Raw genomic sequence first — 16,879 nt, 5'->3', positions numbered from 1 at the left:
TTTGCATGTCGTTCCGGCGCGAGATCAGCCGCGCTTGCTCAGATCGACATAATCGCGTGGTACCGCGCCAGTGAAGAGTTGGCGTGGACGGCCGATCTTCTGGGACGGATCCTCGATCATTTCCGACCATTGGGCGATCCAGCCGACGGTGCGCGCGACGGCGAACAGCACGGTGAACATTTCGGTCGGGAAACCCATCGCGCGCAGCGTGATACCCGAATAGAAGTCGATATTCGGGTACAGCTTTTTCTCGATAAAATACGGGTCTTCCAGCGCGATCCGCTCGAGCTCAAGCGCGACCGCAAGCAGCGGATCATGGCCGTGCCCGGTGATTTCAAGCACCTCATGGCAGGTATCGCGCATCACCGTCGCACGGGGATCGTAATTCTTGTAGACGCGGTGACCAAAGCCCATCAGGCGGAAGGGATCATTCTTGTCCTTGGCCTTGGCGATGTATTCCGGGATGCGATCAACGGTGCCGATTTCCTCAAGCATGTTGAGCGCGGCTTCATTGGCGCCGCCATGGGCAGGCCCCCATAGCGAGGCAATACCGGCTGCGATACAGGCGAATGGGTTGGCACCCGAGGAACCGGCCAGACGCACCGTCGAGGTCGAGGCGTTTTGTTCGTGATCGGCGTGCAGGATGAAGATCCGGTCCATCGCCCGGGCCATGACGGCATTGGCTTCATAGTCCTCCGCCGGCACGGCGAAGCACATGCGCAGGAAGTTTGCGGCGTAATCCATGTCATTGCGCGGGCTGATGAAGGGCTGGCCAATCGCATATTTGAACGCGCGCGCCGCAATGGTCGGCATTTTCGCGATCATGCGGTGGCTGGCAATTGTGCGCAATTTCGGATCGGTCACATCGGTGCTGTCATTGTAAAATGCAGACAGGGCGCCGACCGTTCCAACCATGATCGACATCGGGTGGGCATCACGGCGGAAGCCGCGGAAAAACTGGTCGAACTGGTCGTGCAGCATGGAGTGACGGCGGATCGTCCAGTCGAAATTCGTCAATTCGTTCGGCGAGGGCAGTTCGCCGTGCATCAGAAGATAGCAGACCTCGATGAAGGAGGAGCTCTTCGCCAATTGCTCGATCGGATAACCGCGATACAGCAAGACGCCCTTATCACCGTCGATATAGGTGATCTGGCTTTCGCAACTGCCCGTCGAGGTAAATCCGGGGTCATACGTGAACATCCCGGTGTCGCGATAAAGCGTGCGAATGTCGATGACATCCGGCCCAATCTCACCGCTCAGCACCGGAAACTCGACGCTCTTGCCGTTATAGGTGAGCGTTGCGGAACCGTTCGGTTTGGCCTTGCTTTGCATCTTGTCTTCCCTATCTGGCGGTCGCCGGCATCAGCTGCGCAGCGACAATTGATCCTTCATTCGATCCAGTACCTCATCACGGCCGAGAAAGGCCATCACGAGTGCGAGATCGGGGGCGGCTGCCCCACCGGTCAGGACCGCGCGGAGCGGCTGGCCGATTTTGCCAAATCCGACCTGTTCGGATTCGGCGAATTGCTTGAGTTCGCTGGCGAGAGTCTCTTCATTCCAGACAAGGGTTTCCACCAGACGCGTGAAAAGCCGGTTAAGACGCGCACAGGTCTCTTCATCCAACAGCTTGGCGAGCTTGCCTTCGAGCGAAAATGGCCGGGCCTTTACCAAGAAATAGGCCTGCTGGGCCAATTCCGCCAGTGTCGCGGCGCGTGATTTGAGCACAGGCATCGCGGTTTTGATGCGAGCTGCCTTGATCGACTCGTCCTCGATCTGCCCGTCGAGCCCTGCCAGGAATGGGCGAACGAGCTCACACAGCCGCGCATCATCGGCCTGAGCCATATGGTGCGCATTGATATGCGACAGTTTGTCCAGATCCAGCCGCGACGGGGCCTTGTTAAGACCGCTCAGATCGAAAGCGACGATCGCCTGCGCGTCGTCGAAAATTTCCTGGTCGCCATGCGACCAGCCCAGCCGCAGCAGATAATTGCGCAGGCCCTCCGGCAGATAGCCCATATCGCGATAAGCCTCGGCACCCAGCGCGCCATGACGTTTGGAGAGCTTCTTGCCATCCTGACCATGGATTAGCGGGATATGCGCAAAGACGGGCCGCTGCCAGCCGAGCGCGTCATAGATCTGACACTGGCGGCCAGCATTCACGAGATGGTCGTCGCCGCGAATGATATGGGTGATATCCATATCGTGATCATCGACGACAACGGCGAGATTATAGGTCGGGCTGGCATCGCTGCGCAGCAGGACGAGGTCGTCAAATTCTTTCGCCGCCCAGCGCACATCGCCCTGAACCGCATCGGCAACAACCATGTCCTCATCGGCGGCGCGGAAACGCACGGTGAACGCAGCGTCTGCCGGCGCGTCGGCCGGGTCGCGATCACGCCAGGGCGAGCGCAGGGCGCGGCCCTGGTCGAAGGCGGCGGCGCGCAGGGCATCGACTTCATCGGCGGTGCAATAGCAACGGAAAGCATGGCCAGACTCAACCATTTGGTGTGCGATCTCGACATGCCTGCTGGCGCGGTTATATTGCGAGACGACATCGCCATCCCAGTCGAGGCCAAGCCAGCTGAGCCCGTCCTGGATGGCGTCAATCGCCGGCTGGGTCGAGCGCGCCCGGTCGGTATCTTCGATGCGCAGCAGGAATTGACCGCCATGATGACGCGCGAACAGCCAGTTGAACAAGGCCGTCCTGGCGCCGCCAATATGCAGAAAGCCCGTGGGCGAGGGGGCGAAGCGCGTGCGGACGATGTGATCAGTGTGTTGCATGTGCGAGATAATGCTGCGCTGCAAGAGGGAGTGAGTTTGTTAGCATGATTAGCGGCGGTGGCGATAGGGGTTAGCAGGGAGGTTGTCGGCCAATGCGCCAGCGTCAGACCGGGCTGCCCGGCCAGACTTTCGGCCCCGAACAGCTGTTTGTGCCGCTATTTGTCATGGCTGGCCGCCCCGCTATTGTGACTGCGCTGGGCTTTGCCACCGGTAGTGCGCTGTATTTTTCGCTGCCCGCCGAGCCCTCGAATCCGTGGGTACTGGGCTTGGCCGCGATCACCTTGACCGGTTGGCTGGTAGTGCGCGCCGGGCGCCGCGGTGGGACGGTGGCCTTGGCTCTGCTTTGCCTGTTCGCCCTGACCTGCGGCTTTGCCCGGGCGCAATATCGTAGCCAAGCTCTGGCGGCCGGGCCCGTTGCGGCCCTCTCGCTGGGACGGCCAGCGACCATCACCGGCTGGGTGGAAGCCATCGAGCGCAACGGCTCTGGCCGGACCCGGCTTTCCATCCGTCTGCCGCATCCGGGCGGTGCGCCGGTGCGGCGTGTACGGGTCTTGGCCAATCCGCACGGGTTTGAACCGGGGGATCCAATCAGTATTCGCGCCGTGGTGGATCGTCCGCGCCGCGCGCCGGTACCGGGCAGTTATGATTTCCGCTTCAACGCCTATTTCTCCGGCATCGCCGCCAGCGGTTACGCGATTGCCGCGCCGGAGGCTGGGCCAGAGCCCGGCCAAGACGCGCCCGCCCGTGCGATTGCGCGCTGGCGCTGGCATATCGCGGAGCATTTGCGCCAGCGACTGCCGGGTCGCAATGGCGCCATGGCCGCAGCGCTGCTGACCGGCGACCGCTCTGGACTGGCGCCTGGGGTCAGCGCGACACTGCGGGCTGCAGGGCTTGGGCATACCCTGGCGATTTCGGGCATGCATATGGCACTGCTGGCGGGCGGCGTGTTTCTGGCGCTGCGCTTTGGTCTCGCCGCAATCACACCGTGGGCGAGGCGGTTTGACGCGGCGATCCCGGCCGCCATCGGGGCCCTGATCGCCGCTGCGGCCTATTTCCTGCTCTCCGGCGGTGCGATCCCGACCCAGCGCGCCTTCCTGATGACGGCCGCCGTCCTGACCGGCCTGGTGGCCGGACGGCGGGCTTTGTCGCTGCACACTTTGGCGTTGGCGATGATTTTCGTGCTCGCGCTGCAGCCTGAGGCAATCCGCGCGGCGGGCTTTCAAATGTCGTTCGCAGCTGTGGCGGCCCTGATCGCCAGTGCCGATCTGTGGCGTCAGAGGCGGCGGCCAGCGGCGCCGATGGATTCCGGACGCAGCGGCGCATTGGCGGCTCTGGGCGGGCTCAGCCTGACCAGCCTGATCGCGGGGCTGGCGACTGCGGGCTTTGCGGCCTTTCATTTCCATCGCATCGCCGGCTTTGGCCTGTTCGGCAATTGGCTCGCCATGCCGGTTTTCACTTTCATCGTCATGCCGGCCGGCGTGGTGGCGCTGTGTCTGATGCCGTTCGGGCTCGACCAGCCAGCGCTGTGGGCGATGAGCTGGGGCCTCGATGTGATGTTTGCGGTCGCCGACCGCGTTGCTGCTGCGCCGGGCGCTCTGCAGCCCGTCATCGCCGCGCCCGGCTGGATCTTGCCGCTCTATGCCTGCGGCTTCGTGACACTGCTGCTCGGCCGCGGTCTGGTGCGCGGTGGTGGCGCCGCGCTGGCGCTTGTGGCGCTGACCCTGTGGAGCCTGACACCGGCGCCTGACTTGTTCATCTCCGAAGACGGCATCGTCGTGGCACAGGCCCCTGATGACCCTAGTCACTGGACTGCCAGCTCAATCCGGCGCGGCCGCTTTGCCGTCACGGTCTTTCTCGAACAGCGCGCCGCCCGGAGCGCTGTGAGCACCACCACCACTCTGCACTGCGATGATCTCGGCTGCAGCGGTCAGGCACCGGGCTTGAATTATGCCGTGCTTAGCTCGGCCGAAGACTGGGCGGTGGATTGTGAGCGCGCGGCGCTGGTTGTGCTGACGGTGGAAATGCCATCCTGGCTCAAACCGCACTGCCACGCCCTGGTGATCGATCGCGAATTCCTGCGGCAACGCGGCGGAACGCTGATCTGGACCCGTGACGGCGCGATTGTGCGGACGCAGAGCGTTTCGGCGCCAAATGGTGACCGTCCTTGGGAGCTCAATGCGCGTTGAGCGCGGGCGTCCGCCGCCCCCATCGAGCCTGCTGCGCCTTCGGCTGTGCAGGCCCACTTCCCCCGCGCTGCGGGGGAAGAAAGCTTGGCGGTGAATGGGAAGGCCTACGGCCTGCATGCCCGCTTTCCTCCTCGGTTTACCGGGGAGGGGGACCGTCCGTTGCCGAAGGCAAAGGATGGTGGAGGTGCCGCGCGGCAGCGCGGGGATTACACCCATCGCAGCAGCAGGATTCGTGGCCTCCATCTACCCTACACCGCCTTTGGCGCCGCACGCCCACACCACTGTCGCTTCGCCATGGGTTGCGCAAGACCGCGTCCCCCCACTCTGCAGGAGAAGAAGGCGCGAAACTTCAGCCCGGCATATTCCGCCCTAGTGGTAGCGGCGGATCAGGCCGACCAGCCGGCCTTGGACCTTGACCCGATCGGGGCCGAAGATCCGTGTCTCATAGGCGGGATTGGCGGCTTCCAGGGCGATGGAGCCGCCCTTTTTGCGCAGGCGTTTCAAAGTGGCTTCTTCGTCATCGACCAGGGCGACGACAATCTCGCCGCTCTCCGCCGACTGGCCGCGCCGGATCAGCACGATATCGCCATCGAGAATGCCCGCTTCGATCATCGAATCGCCATTGACCTCGAGGGCGAAATGCTCGCCGCCGCGCACCATGTCGGCGGGGAAGGCGAGGCGGTCGGTCTCGTGCTGGATGGCGGCGATGGGCACACCGGCGGCAATGCGGCCGAGCAGCGGGATCTCGACCGAGGCTTCCGGCGAATTCTCGTCGCTGGAACGCTTGAAATTGGCCCGCACGACATTGGCGCCCAGATCGGCATCGCTATCGAGCGCTTCATCGACTGTGGCTGCTGCGGATTCCGGCAGTTTGAGCACTTCGAGCGCCCGGGCGCGGTGGGCGAGGCGGCGAATGAAGCCGCGCTCCTCCAGCGCCGTGATCAGGCGGTGAACACCCGACTTCGAAGCCAATTGCAGCTCCGTCTTCATTTCGTCGAAGGAGGGCGAGACGCCGGTATCCTTGATCCGGTTATGGATCAGAAGCAGTAGCTCGTGCTGTTTACGGGTGAGCAAGTCAGCCCCCTTTGATGAATACGGCGCGAAGGCCGTAAGGAACAAATCAGGAATATGCCTGTTTGTTCTACAAAGGTTCCCGATTCAGGTCAAGCGCGCTCTTGCCAGGCCATCAGGGCGCGCGTAGCAGCAGCGACATCGTCCTGCCGCATCAGGCTTTCCCCGACCAGTAGGGCGCGGGCACCGGCGGCGTGGAGGCGTGCGGCATCGCTCGCCGTGAAAACGCCGCTCTCGCCGACCAGCAGCGCATCTCCCTCCACCATCGGCGCCAGTGATTCGAAGGTCGCCAGCGAGGTCTCGAAGGTGCGCAGATTGCGGTTGTTGATGCCGATCATCGGCGCTTTCAGGGCGAGGGCGCGCTCCATCTCGGCGGCGTCATGCACTTCGACCAACACATCGAGCGACCAGCGTGCCGCCTCCTCGATCAGGGCCCGGGCGGTGGCATTATCGACGGCGGCGAGGATAACCAGGACCGCGTCCGCCCCCAGCGCACGCGCCTCGGCGACCTGATAGGCGTCATACATGAAGTCCTTGCGCAGGACCGGCAGGTTGCAGGCGTCGCGCGCGGCGACGAGAAAACTGTCGGCGCCCTGAAAGCTCGGCCCGTCGGTCAGCACGGAGAGGCAGATCGCGCCGCCGGCCTGATAGGCGCGCGACAATGCCGGTGGGTCGAAGTCGGCCCGGATCAGACCTTTCGACGGGCTGGCCTTCTTGATCTCCGCGATCAGGCCGAGCCCATCGCTGGCCGCGGCGCCTTTGAGTGCCGCGAGAAACCCACGCACCGGCGAGGCGTCAGACGCCTGCGCCGCGACCTCGGCATAGGAGCGCTTGGCCTTGCAGGCCGCGATATGCTCGAGCTTGTAAGCGCCAATCCGCGCCAGAGTGTCTGGGACGATGCTTGTATGGGCGCTCATCTCAAGCCTCGCCGCGCGAGATCGCGGCCATGCGCGCCAGCGCCGTGCGGGCGCGTCCGTCATCGATCGCGGCGGCTGCCAGTTGAGCGCCTTCGGCCAGCGTTTTTACCTGACCCGACAGGATCAGGGCGGCGCCGGCATTGAGCAGAACGATATCGCGAAAAGCCCCGGCCTCGCCGTCGAGCAGGCGAATTATGGCGGCGGCATTATGCTCCGGATCGCCGCCCTTGAGGTCAGCCTCGGTCGCGCGGGCGATGCCGGCATCCTCGGGCGTGACGACATAGGTGGTGATCTGGCCATCGCGCAGCTCGGCGACATCGGTGCCGGTCGTGGTGGTGATCTCATCCATCCCGTCCTGGCCGCAAATCACCAGCGCATGCTCGCAGCCCAGATCGCGCAGCGCCTCGGCCATCGGCACCAGCCAGCGCTTATCGTAGACGCCGAGCAATTGCCGCTTCACGCCCGCTGGATTGGCCAGCGGCCCCAACAGGTTGAACAGGGTGCGCACGCCGAGATTCTTGCGCGCACTGGCCACATGACGCACCGCGGAATGGTGCGCCGGCGCAAACAGAAAACCGACCCCGGCCTCGTGCAGCGAGCGCTCCACAGCCTCGCGCGGGCAATCCAGCTTCACCCCGAGCGCGGCGAGCACGTCCGACGATCCCGATTGCGAGGAGGCGGCGCGATTGCCATGCTTGGCGACAATGGCACCGGCCCCGGCCGCGACGATCGCCGCCGCGGTGGAGATATTATAGGCGCCCTTGCCATCACCGCCGGTGCCGCAGGTGTCGATGGCACCGGCAGGCGCAATGATCGAGCTCATGCGCGAGCGCAAGACGCGCGCACCGGCGGCAATATCGGACGGCCGTTCGCCCAGCGCGGCGAGCCCCATCAGAAAGCCGCCAATCGCCGCATCGGGGGCATCGCCCTCCATCAGCTGATCGAAGGCGCCGGAAATCTCAGCAGTCTCGGGCCGCCGGCCCTGGCTGAAGGCCTGCAGGCATAGGGCAAGATGGTTCATTCACGTGTCTCATTTCAGATTATTCGTTTGGGCTAAAAAAGGGGACAGGTTTATTTAACGCAGCAAATTCAGTGGGGTCCACGCAAGGCGCGACCCGCGTTAAATAAACCTGTCCCCTTTTTCATCACGCCATCGGCCGCCAGCCCAGAGGTATCGAACGCGCGTCACCGCCCCACGCCCGCCGCCCGGCAAGGCCGGGCAGGGATGGGCGAGACGGGCAGATGAGATCGGCATACCGGCTGACTTTCCATTGAACCAAGCGAACCCGTGAATTGATAATGCGGGCGCGGCGGGTTTTCAATGCGGCGGTGCCGTTGAGCCTAGTCCACGCGTTCCAGGCGCATGTAGAAATTGGCATGGCACTCGCCCTCGGGCGGGCAATAGGCGCCGGTTTCCTCCCAGACCCCGTTCGCATGCCGGGCCTCGTAATTGAGGCGCCCTTGCGGGCCCAGCGAGAGCGACCAGGAAAACCCTGTTTCGGTAACCGTCATCGCCACGTCCTGGCTATGGCCCTCAATCGTCACGCTGCGCATTTCATAGCCATCGGAGGTGCGGGAAATCAGGCCGGTGGCGTTGTGCGCCGGCTCACCGCCCCGGCCTGCACCGGCCGGGCTGAAGCCTTCGCCGAACAGGATGACAGCTTCGCCGCCGGAACCCAGTCGGGCCTCCTCGAACACGTCAAAGGTCTGGCGCTGCCGCTCGCGATCAATCATCCAGCCGGAGCCTTCCCACTGCCCGATCATCCAGGCCAGGCTGTCGCCGGGCCGGGCGGGCCGATCCTGGGCGAGAGCCGGCGCGGCGGCCAGCAGGCTGGTCCCGATCAGTCCGGCCGAAAGCCAGCTCACGCTCGTAATTCTCTCAAGCAATCCCCGTGATGCGCATGTCATGGCTAAATCTCCTCGTCCCCGAAACAGCCGCAGAGCGGTTGGGCCGTTTCCTCCAGGCTGAAAATATCCAGCAAGGAGGACCTCGGCACAAGCGCAAGCGAGCTGCCACAGGGTCAAATACTTGTGAAGCAGCGGCGGAAATAATCGAAATAATTGGGACAGACACAATTAATCGGTCCCCGCTGTCCCAATAATTTGGCACACGGGACATGGTCCTGTTTCTTTGAAACAGGTGCGTGTTCCGACTTGGGTTCCGTGCAGCCGCCGGCATTCGCGCACTCACCGTGATGGACGCTGCGAAGGCCGTTCTGTCAGCCCGTGGCTTGCGCACGAAATATGCAGGTGATACGCATTCGCAATCTATCATGGAGATATTCGATGCGAAGATTCGCTCAGCTTCTCGTCGCGGTGTTCGCACTCGCATCCGGCCTCTGCCTGCCCGCCAGTCTGGCCCAGGACGCGGCGCCCTCCGAGCAGGTGGCTTGGCGTTTGCTCGATTATCTCGCGGTCGACTATCCCGGCGCGGTCAGCGATGGCGAAGTGGTGAGCGTGTCCGAATACGCCGAAATGCAGGAATTCTCGGCCTCGGTCCGTGACCGCTTAACGGCCTTACCGCCCTCAACTGCCCAGCCAGATCTGGTCGGGGCGGCGGAAGACCTCGTCCTGGCGATCGGGCGCAAAGCGCCGGCCTCGGACGTCGCTGATCGGGCCCGCAGCCTGGCCAGCGCCCTACTGATCGCCTACCCGATGACGTTGGCACCTTCGGACGTGCCCGATCTGGAGCGCGCAGCGGGGCTCTATGCCGAGCAATGCGCCGCCTGTCACGGCGCCACCGGACGTGCCGATGGCCCGGCCGCCAGCGGTCTCGATCCCCAGCCGATTGCCTTCACCGATCAAGCGCGTGCCCGCCAACGCAGCCTGTTCGGCCTCTATCAGGTCATCGGCCAGGGCCTGGATGGCACCGCCATGGCGAGCTATGCCGACCTGCCGTCCCAGGATCGTTGGGCGCTGGCCTTCTATGCCGGTGCTTTTGGCTTTGATGACACCGCCGATCAGGGCCGCCGGCTCTGGACTGGCGATGCCGAGCTGCGTGCGCGTTTTCCCGACCTGCAGGCACTGACACAAACCATCCCGGCGACGCTTGCGGCTGAGATCGGCGCGGCCGATGCCAGCGATCTGACCGCCTATTTGCGCCGTCATCCGGAAGCCGTTTCGCAGCAAACCGACAATATCGGCCTGGTCCGCACCAAGCTTGCGCAGAGCCTCGCCCGCTATCAGGCCGGCGAGAGCCGCATGGCGCAAGACTTGGCACTCGCCGCCTATCTCGACGGCTTTGAACCCATCGAGCCGATGCTTGCGGCGCGCGACCGCGCCCTGTTGCGCCAGATCGAAGAAGCGATGGGCGATTTTCGCGCCACACTCGCAGGGGGCAAGCCGGTTGCCCATGCGCAAGCACAAGTGCACGAATTGAACGTTCTGCTCGATGCGGCCGAGCAGGCTATGGCCCCCAACGAGGCCAGTGCGGTTTCAAGTTTCCTCGGTGCCTTCACCATTTTGCTGCGCGAAGGCGTTGAGGCCTTGCTGATCGTAGTGGCGATGATCGCCTTCCTCGGCAAGGCGGATCGGCGCGATGTTCTGCCTTATGTCCATGGCGGATGGATTTCAGCACTGCTGGCCGGCGTTCTGACCTGGGCGGCGGCGACCTCGCTGATCACGATCAGTGGGGCGAGCCGCGAAATGACGGAAGGATTCGGATCCTTGCTCTCGGCGGTGGTGTTGATCTCGGTTGGCATCTGGATGCATGGCAAGGCGCAGTCCGACGCCTGGCAGGACTACATCAAGGAAAAACTCTCCAACGCGCTCTCGCGCGGCTCGGCCTGGTTCCTGTTCTCGCTCGCCTTTATCGTCGTTTATCGCGAAGTGTTCGAGACCATCCTGTTCTTTGTCGCGCTGTGGAGCCAGGGTGCGCATCTGGCGCTGCTGGCTGGAGCGGGCACGGCGACGATCGCGCTGGTCCTGATCGCTTGGGGCCTGCTCAGCTACAGCAAGCGTCTGCCGATTTCGCAATTCTTCTCCTACAGCTCGCTGCTGATCGCTGTGCTGGCCGTGGTGCTGGTCGGCAAGGGTGTTGCGGGCCTGCAGGAGGCTGGTCTGCTGGGCATGCATCCACTCGCCTGGCTGCCGCGGATCGATCTTCTCGGGCTCCATCCAAGCTGGGAAGGCTTCGTGGCCCAGCTCTTGGCGCTGGCAACCCTGATCGTCGGTTTTGGGCTGGGTCATCGCAAGGGTGCGCAGTAGGGGCGTTTGATGCGGCACCCGAGTCAAAATCGCGAGCCCGTCACCAGCTCCGACTGCTTCGCGGCCACCTCGTCCATCAAGGAAGAGGAGGGCGGTTGGGCTGACCGGAATCGATATTCTCGCTCCTCTTCCTTGATGGAAGGGGGTAAAGCGAAACGGTTTTGGAGGCACCTTCGTGACCACACGCAGGTCGCGGTGAATTCCTCACTTTTTGATTGTGACCTGCAGACAGGTATTGAACGTCATATCCGTCGGCTTCCAGATGCTGGACCGGCGCCATCTGACAATAAAGTTGAATTAATTAGGGTATTCTCACTCGGTCTTGGCCAAATGTCGCGTGGACAAGGCCCCATGAAAGATCGGTCCGGCAATCAAAACCAAGGGGGCACCGATCAACAGTCCAGAGATAATGGCGACGGCCATCGGGGCAAGCAAGGCGGAGCCTTGGCCGAGTTTCAGAGCCAAAGGCGCCAGAGCCAGCATAGCGATCACGGCGGACATGATTATGGGGCGCAAACGCGCTCGCCCGGCGGCGATGCGGTGATGATGTTGGATCGCTGCCTCCGGCAATTCGGCAAAATAGAACACACCCAGCTCGGCAATAATGCCGATCACCATGGTCAGTCCCATCATGGCCGCGATATTGAGCTCCGTGCCGGTGAGCACCAGGCCGGTCAAAACGCCGGCAATTGAGAGGCCGACAATACCGAGAATCGAGACGGTCTTGATCCAGTTGCGAAACAGGAACAGGAGCAGCAAACCGGAAAGCGTCAGTGCGGCGGCAAAGACCGCCATCAGGTCCCTGAATGATTTTTGTTGCTCCGCAAACAGCCCGCCGAACTCGTAGCGCACCCCGGCCGGCAGGGAGACGGTACGCATGCTGGCTGTGACATCACGCATTGCCGAGCCCATATCGCGACCCTCAAGCCGACCGGTCACCGCCATCATTGGCTGCAGGTTTTCACGGCTGGATTGAAGTTGGCCGCTCACCAGATTGATCTGGGCGACGCGCGACAAAGGCACCAGATGCCCATCCGATGCGCGCAGCATCAGGACTTCGATTGCGGAAATTCGGTCGCGCAGGGGCGAGGGTGTCCACACCCGGATATTGATGGTGCGTACGCCAGCCTGAACGGACCCTGCAACACTGCCATTGATCAGCGATTCCAGTTGCGTCGCGACCATCACGGGATCTAGGCCCTCCAGGGCCAGGTGGGCGCGGTCAAGTGTGACGATAATGGCGTCGCCGGCAATCCGGTCCGATTGCCGGACCTCCACCACACCCCTGACGCCTTCAAGGGCGGCAACGGCACGCTCGGCCGACAAGGTCAGCGCGGCCGGGTCGCTGCCATAGAATTTCACTTCAATCGGTTGGGGAACTGCCGTCAGGTCACCAATCAGATCGCCCATCAGCTGGATGGTCTCTATCTCAAGGCCCGGCACTGTCGCGGTAATGCGCCCGCGTATGTCGGACATCACCGTTTCAATCGGACGTCGAGGCAGCGGGTTCAGTCGCACGAACATATCGCCCGTATTGGCTTCGGTCAGACCGCCGCCAAGCTGTAGACCGGTGCGGCGCGAATAGCTGGCCACTTCGGGCACGGCCTGGACAATCGCCTCGACCTGGCGCACCAGCCGATCCGTCTCGGTGAGCGAAAGCCCCGGCGGCGCCACATAGTCCAGTACGAAGCCACCTTCATCCATTTGCGGCATGAATCCCGAACTCACCCGCAAGGCAGAAACACCGCCAGCCATAACCGCGATCAGAATCAAGGCCAAGCTGACCGCTCGTGGCCAGTTCAGCAATCGCGCCATCATGCCTTCATAGGCATCGGCTAACCGGTTCAACCAGCCATTGGAGGCCTCGGCGCGTTCGGCATCTTCGGCTCTGGCGAGACGCGTGGCGAGAAGTGGACAGATGGCCAAGGTGTAGATCAGCGAGAAAACCAGACTTGCCGCCATGGTGACCGCCAACGCCTTGAAAAAACCGCCTGTCACGCCACTCAAAAAGGCCAGCGGCGTAAACACGATGATGGTGGCGAAGGATGAGCCGATCAGGGGACGCGCCATCTCGGCTGCGGCCTCCAGCACGGTTGCTCGCTTGTCGCTCAATCGTCGGGTTATATGCTCCAGCATAACCACGATATCATCGACAATCAGCCCAACTGCCGCTGCCATGCCGCCGAGCGTCATCAGGTTCAGGCTCAGGCCAAGCACCATCAGCAGCAGGGCCGTTGAGGCGAGCACGGTCGGCAACAATATCGCGACAACCAGCACGAAGCGCAGACTGCGAAGGAACAGAAATAACACGAGTCCCGCGAGGACCGTTCCGATCATGATTGCATCGCGGACACTGGACGCTGCGGCCTTCACCAGATCAGACTGATCATAATACGGCGTGATCACAATGCCGGGCGGAAAGCTGGCCCCTTCGCGGGCGAGCACGGCCTTGACCGCATTGGTCAGCGCCAAGGAATTGGCGGCAGGTGCTTGGCGGATATCGACCAAAACGGCTGGTCGCCCATCGGCATTGACCCGTGTCCATTCCTGCGCAGTGGACAAACGCACCTCGGCGATGTCGTCAAGGTCGATCACCCCGCCGCCGCTTGCGGTGACAACAATCGATCCGATCGATTCAATATCGGTCAACCGGCTGTCGACCAGCGTCAAATACAGGCGCGAGCGGTCCTCGATCCGGCCTGCGGCTGCCACCAGATTGCTGGCACTGAGCGCGGCCTGGATATCGGTGATCGTCAGTCCGTGTGCCTGTAGCCGGACCGGATCGACAATGACCTGATACTCGGTCTGCCGGCTGCCAAGAACATTGACCTCTGCGACACCGTCGAGCGATGCCAGCAAGGGCCTGAGCTGGTAGGTCGCAAAATTACTCAGCGACACCAGCGATACCGTTTCGGATGTCAGAGAATATCCGATCACCGGGAAAATTGTCGGGTCCATTTTGCGGACGCTGAATTGAAACCCGGCCGGCAGACTGGGCGATAATCTCGCCATTTCCGATTCCGCCTGCAGGACGGCGGTCGTCATGTCATGCCCCCAGTCAAACATGACCGACACTTCGGCCGAGCCGCGACTGGTCTGGGATCGTATGTTCCGGACGCCGGGAATGGCGCGCAGGGCTTCCTCGGCCACACGTGTGACCTGCGCGGACATCTGATCAACCGGCCGGTTGCCAGCTTCGAGAGTCACGGCGATGCGCGGAAACTCAATGGTTGGAAACAGACTGACCGGAAGGAGTGTCGCCGCGAAGGCCCCGGCAACCGACAGGACAATGAAAGCCGCCAGGAGAAAGCGCGCTTGCCGCGACAACCACTGGCTCATTGCGTTGACCCTGACACAGCGGGATTGACGATTTTGACCGTCATGCCATCGGACAATACAGCGCCTCCATCGAGTACAATGACATCGTTGGCGCTAAGTCCCGACAACGCCGCGGTATCATCACCGCTGGTGATCCCCACATCGATACGGGTCAGTGAGGCGATGTCATTGATGACGCGAAACACATAGGCTCCCTGCTCGTCAAAATAGACGGCGCGGCGCGGGACCACCAGCGTGTTCGGATGGATCGCAGCGGTGATCTCGGCGCGGATGGCCTGGCCTGGCAGGAGACCGCTTTCAGCCGGTATCGTGGCATACAGAGTCGCGGTCCGTGTGATGGGCTCGACACGAAGATCGACGGAGCGGGCGACCGACTCAAATCGGGTTCCGGTATTATCCAGACTGGTCAAGGTCACACCTGCACCGCTTTCAATCCTGGCCGCATCCTCGAGCTCAAGCCGGACCGCTGCCTGCAGCGTATCGAGCGGTGCGATAAGGGCGAGTTGGCTGCCCGCTGCGACCAGGTCTCCGGGTTCGACGAAAACGGATTCGACCACCCCGCTGATGGGCGCGTGCAGTTCAGCGATGGTGCGCACACGCCCGCTCAGGCTTCGCGCCAGGGTCTGCAAATCAAGCGCGGCGAGGTCAGCGGCTTCAACATCGGCATCGCTGGCCAGACCATCATCGCGCAGCCGCCTGGTCCGTGCTGCCACCTGCTCAGCCGCTGCCGATTCATTGCGGATGCGCGCCAGTTCGGCGGCTGAGGCTTGCGAGGGGGCCAAACGCAGAACGATCTGACCCTGATCGACCAGATCACCTGGCCGAGCCAGTAATTCGAGAATTTGCGCTTCAATCTGGGTGTTCATGGACCGTTTGGTGCTTGGGTCAAATTGAACCACACCATACCCGCCGACAAGTTCGTGCAGGTCCACGGTTCTCACGGTTCCTGTCGAAATTTCTGCGGTGGGAACCGGAGCGTTTTGAAGGTCGCCTCCGCTACAGCCTGCGAGAAAAAGCGCACCTGCGCACGCGATCAGACCGGTCCTGGAATGCATCATTGTGGGGTATCCAATCTTTGGCCGGAGAGTATTTCCAGGCCAAGCTCAAGTTCCTCAGCCGAGAGTTCCAGTTCGGCTGCGACGATTTGCTTGTCCAGTGCCGTCATCCGGGTCGCGAGCGCCACAGAGAGCGGCAGATCGCCCCGCATAGCGGCCTGCTCGGCGGCATCCGCCATGGGCAAGAGAGCGGCTGTTTCCCGTTCGAGTTCAGAGCCTTGCTGCCGCGCCAGCATCAGTGCCGAATGGGCCGAGTAGATTTCCGCTCGCACGGCTTCGATACGCGCCAAATATTCGGCGCGAACCCGCTCAAGCGTCGCACCGCTCACGGCCACCTCGCCGCGTCCACGATTGAACAGTGGAATATTGAACGATACGGAAGGGCCGAGTGTACGCAGCGCACCGGTGTCTCTTGCGGCGTTGACCGTAACTGACGGAAACGGAAAGCGCGATAACTGGGCGAGGTCAAGATTGGCCTCGGCACCCTGATAGGCGGCCCGAAACGCCGTCAAATCTGTGCGAGAATCAACGGCTCGTGCGAAAATTTGTGCTGCCCCCGGCAGGTCTTTGCGCGGGCCGGAACCGGCAGAGAGCCTGACAGTCTCGGTCGGGTCAATGCCCAGAAGCCGGTTGAGGTCGAGTTCTGCAGCCCGCAATCGCCGTTCGACATCGCGATCCCGCGCCGCCGCGTCGCTGGCAGCAAGCCGATAGGTCTCGACCTGTGCCGCCGGTAGATCACCGCGTTGCGCGGCAGCCAGCACCCGTGTCATCGCGCTGTCGGCGTGTTGGCGCAAGACTGTGGTCATCTGCCGGATCGCCTGCAAACGGGTTATGCGAAGGGCCGCCAACCGGGCCTGCTCGGCGGTCAACCACTCAGACCACAGGATATCGAGTCGAACCTGGTCGAGATTGGACCGCGCGCCCCGTACAAGTCCCGGCCGCCTGGCCAAAACCGCGAAGTCCAAACCCAGAGAGCCGGCCAGAGCCGTGACCAGTCCTGTGCCGTTGAGCGGAGCATCGGCCCCGAAGCTGAATGCTGGATCAGGCAAGAGCCCCGCAGCAAAGAGCTGCGCTTCGGCGACGCCTTCCCCGGCGCGCAAGGCCTTGAGATCCGGATTGGTGTAGACTGCAATCATCGCAATGGAATCAGGCGTCAACGGCTGGGTCAAATCGATCGACAACGACGCGGCGGAGGACGCCAGGCGCGGGGCTGCCACAGTGCCGAGCGGAAGTGGGGCCGACGCAGGGCGATCAATGGCGCAAGCCGGGGTCAGCAGGGCGATCAGCAGGGTCAGCGATGCAGGCCACGTTTTCGTCATCTTGC

Annotated in this window: 11 protein-coding genes; 2 read left to right on the top strand and 9 right to left on the bottom strand. The window is 62.9% G+C overall.

The window, feature by feature from the left end; translation table 11 throughout:
* Positions 1 to 24 precede the first annotated feature (24 nt).
* Positions 25 to 1,332, bottom strand: a complete 1,308-nt coding sequence (gltA, locus tag AAC029_RS09895; protein WP_339746985.1) for a citrate synthase — start codon at positions 1,330 to 1,332, stop codon at positions 25 to 27.
* 30 nt (positions 1,333 to 1,362) lie between these two features.
* The gene (gene gltX, locus AAC029_RS09890; RefSeq protein WP_339746983.1) at positions 1,363 to 2,781 is read right to left on the bottom strand and encodes a glutamate--tRNA ligase; all 1,419 of its coding nucleotides are present in this window, start codon (positions 2,779 to 2,781) and stop codon (positions 1,363 to 1,365) included.
* A gap of 92 nt (positions 2,782 to 2,873) precedes the next feature.
* On the opposite strand from gltX, the gene AAC029_RS09885 reads away from it, so the two are divergent.
* Entirely contained in the window at positions 2,874 to 4,967 is a 2,094-nt protein-coding gene (locus tag AAC029_RS09885; protein ID WP_339746981.1) for a ComEC/Rec2 family competence protein, read from the top strand.
* A 369-nt stretch (positions 4,968 to 5,336) separates the two neighbouring features.
* On the opposite strand, the gene lexA is transcribed toward AAC029_RS09885, so the two are convergent.
* From lexA to AAC029_RS09865, 4 genes are all read right to left on the bottom strand, one after another.
* A complete protein-coding gene (gene lexA, locus AAC029_RS09880; RefSeq protein WP_339746979.1) occupies positions 5,337 to 6,041 on the bottom strand; it encodes a transcriptional repressor LexA in 705 nt (234 codons plus the stop codon).
* A gap of 89 nt (positions 6,042 to 6,130) precedes the next feature.
* A complete protein-coding gene (gene trpC, locus AAC029_RS09875; RefSeq protein ID WP_339746977.1) occupies positions 6,131 to 6,955 on the bottom strand; it encodes an indole-3-glycerol phosphate synthase TrpC in 825 nt (274 codons plus the stop codon).
* A 1-nt stretch (position 6,956) separates the two neighbouring features.
* Positions 6,957 to 7,976, bottom strand: a complete 1,020-nt coding sequence (gene trpD, locus AAC029_RS09870) for an anthranilate phosphoribosyltransferase (protein ID WP_339746975.1) — start codon at positions 7,974 to 7,976, stop codon at positions 6,957 to 6,959.
* Positions 7,977 to 8,296: 320 nt separating this feature from the next.
* Positions 8,297 to 8,821 (bottom strand): hypothetical protein, encoded by a 525-nt coding sequence (locus AAC029_RS09865; protein WP_339746973.1) that lies wholly within the window; start codon positions 8,819 to 8,821, stop codon positions 8,297 to 8,299.
* A gap of 420 nt (positions 8,822 to 9,241) precedes the next feature.
* Between AAC029_RS09865 and AAC029_RS09860 the strand changes: the two genes are divergently transcribed.
* Positions 9,242 to 11,161 carry a cytochrome c/FTR1 family iron permease gene (locus tag AAC029_RS09860; protein ID WP_339746971.1) on the top strand — a complete coding sequence of 640 codons (1,920 nt, stop codon included), beginning with the start codon at positions 9,242 to 9,244 and terminating at the stop codon, positions 11,159 to 11,161.
* A 312-nt stretch (positions 11,162 to 11,473) separates the two neighbouring features.
* Here AAC029_RS09860 and AAC029_RS09855 read toward each other — a convergent pair whose 3' ends face one another.
* The 3 genes from AAC029_RS09855 to AAC029_RS09845 are packed head-to-tail and all read right to left on the bottom strand — an operon-like array spanning position 11,474 to position 16,874.
* Complete coding sequence (locus AAC029_RS09855; protein WP_339746968.1) at positions 11,474 to 14,500, bottom strand: efflux RND transporter permease subunit; 3,027 nt, start codon at positions 14,498 to 14,500, stop codon at positions 11,474 to 11,476.
* Positions 14,497 to 15,555, bottom strand: a complete 1,059-nt coding sequence (locus AAC029_RS09850; protein WP_339747322.1) for an efflux RND transporter periplasmic adaptor subunit — start codon at positions 15,553 to 15,555, stop codon at positions 14,497 to 14,499. The genes AAC029_RS09855 and AAC029_RS09850 overlap by 4 nt, the downstream gene beginning before the upstream one ends.
* Positions 15,555 to 16,874, bottom strand: a complete 1,320-nt coding sequence (locus tag AAC029_RS09845; protein ID WP_339746966.1) for a TolC family protein — start codon at positions 16,872 to 16,874, stop codon at positions 15,555 to 15,557. The genes AAC029_RS09850 and AAC029_RS09845 overlap by 1 nt, the downstream gene beginning before the upstream one ends.
* Between the last annotated feature and the right edge of the window lie 5 nt (positions 16,875 to 16,879).

Origin of the sequence: uncultured Maricaulis sp., assembly GCF_963975345.1 — a bacterium.
In the GTDB taxonomy this organism is placed as follows: Bacteria; Pseudomonadota; Alphaproteobacteria; order Caulobacterales; family Maricaulaceae; genus Maricaulis.
The sequence above is the reverse complement of the archived record's forward strand: the minus strand, read 5'-3'. Positions and strand labels throughout refer to the sequence as shown.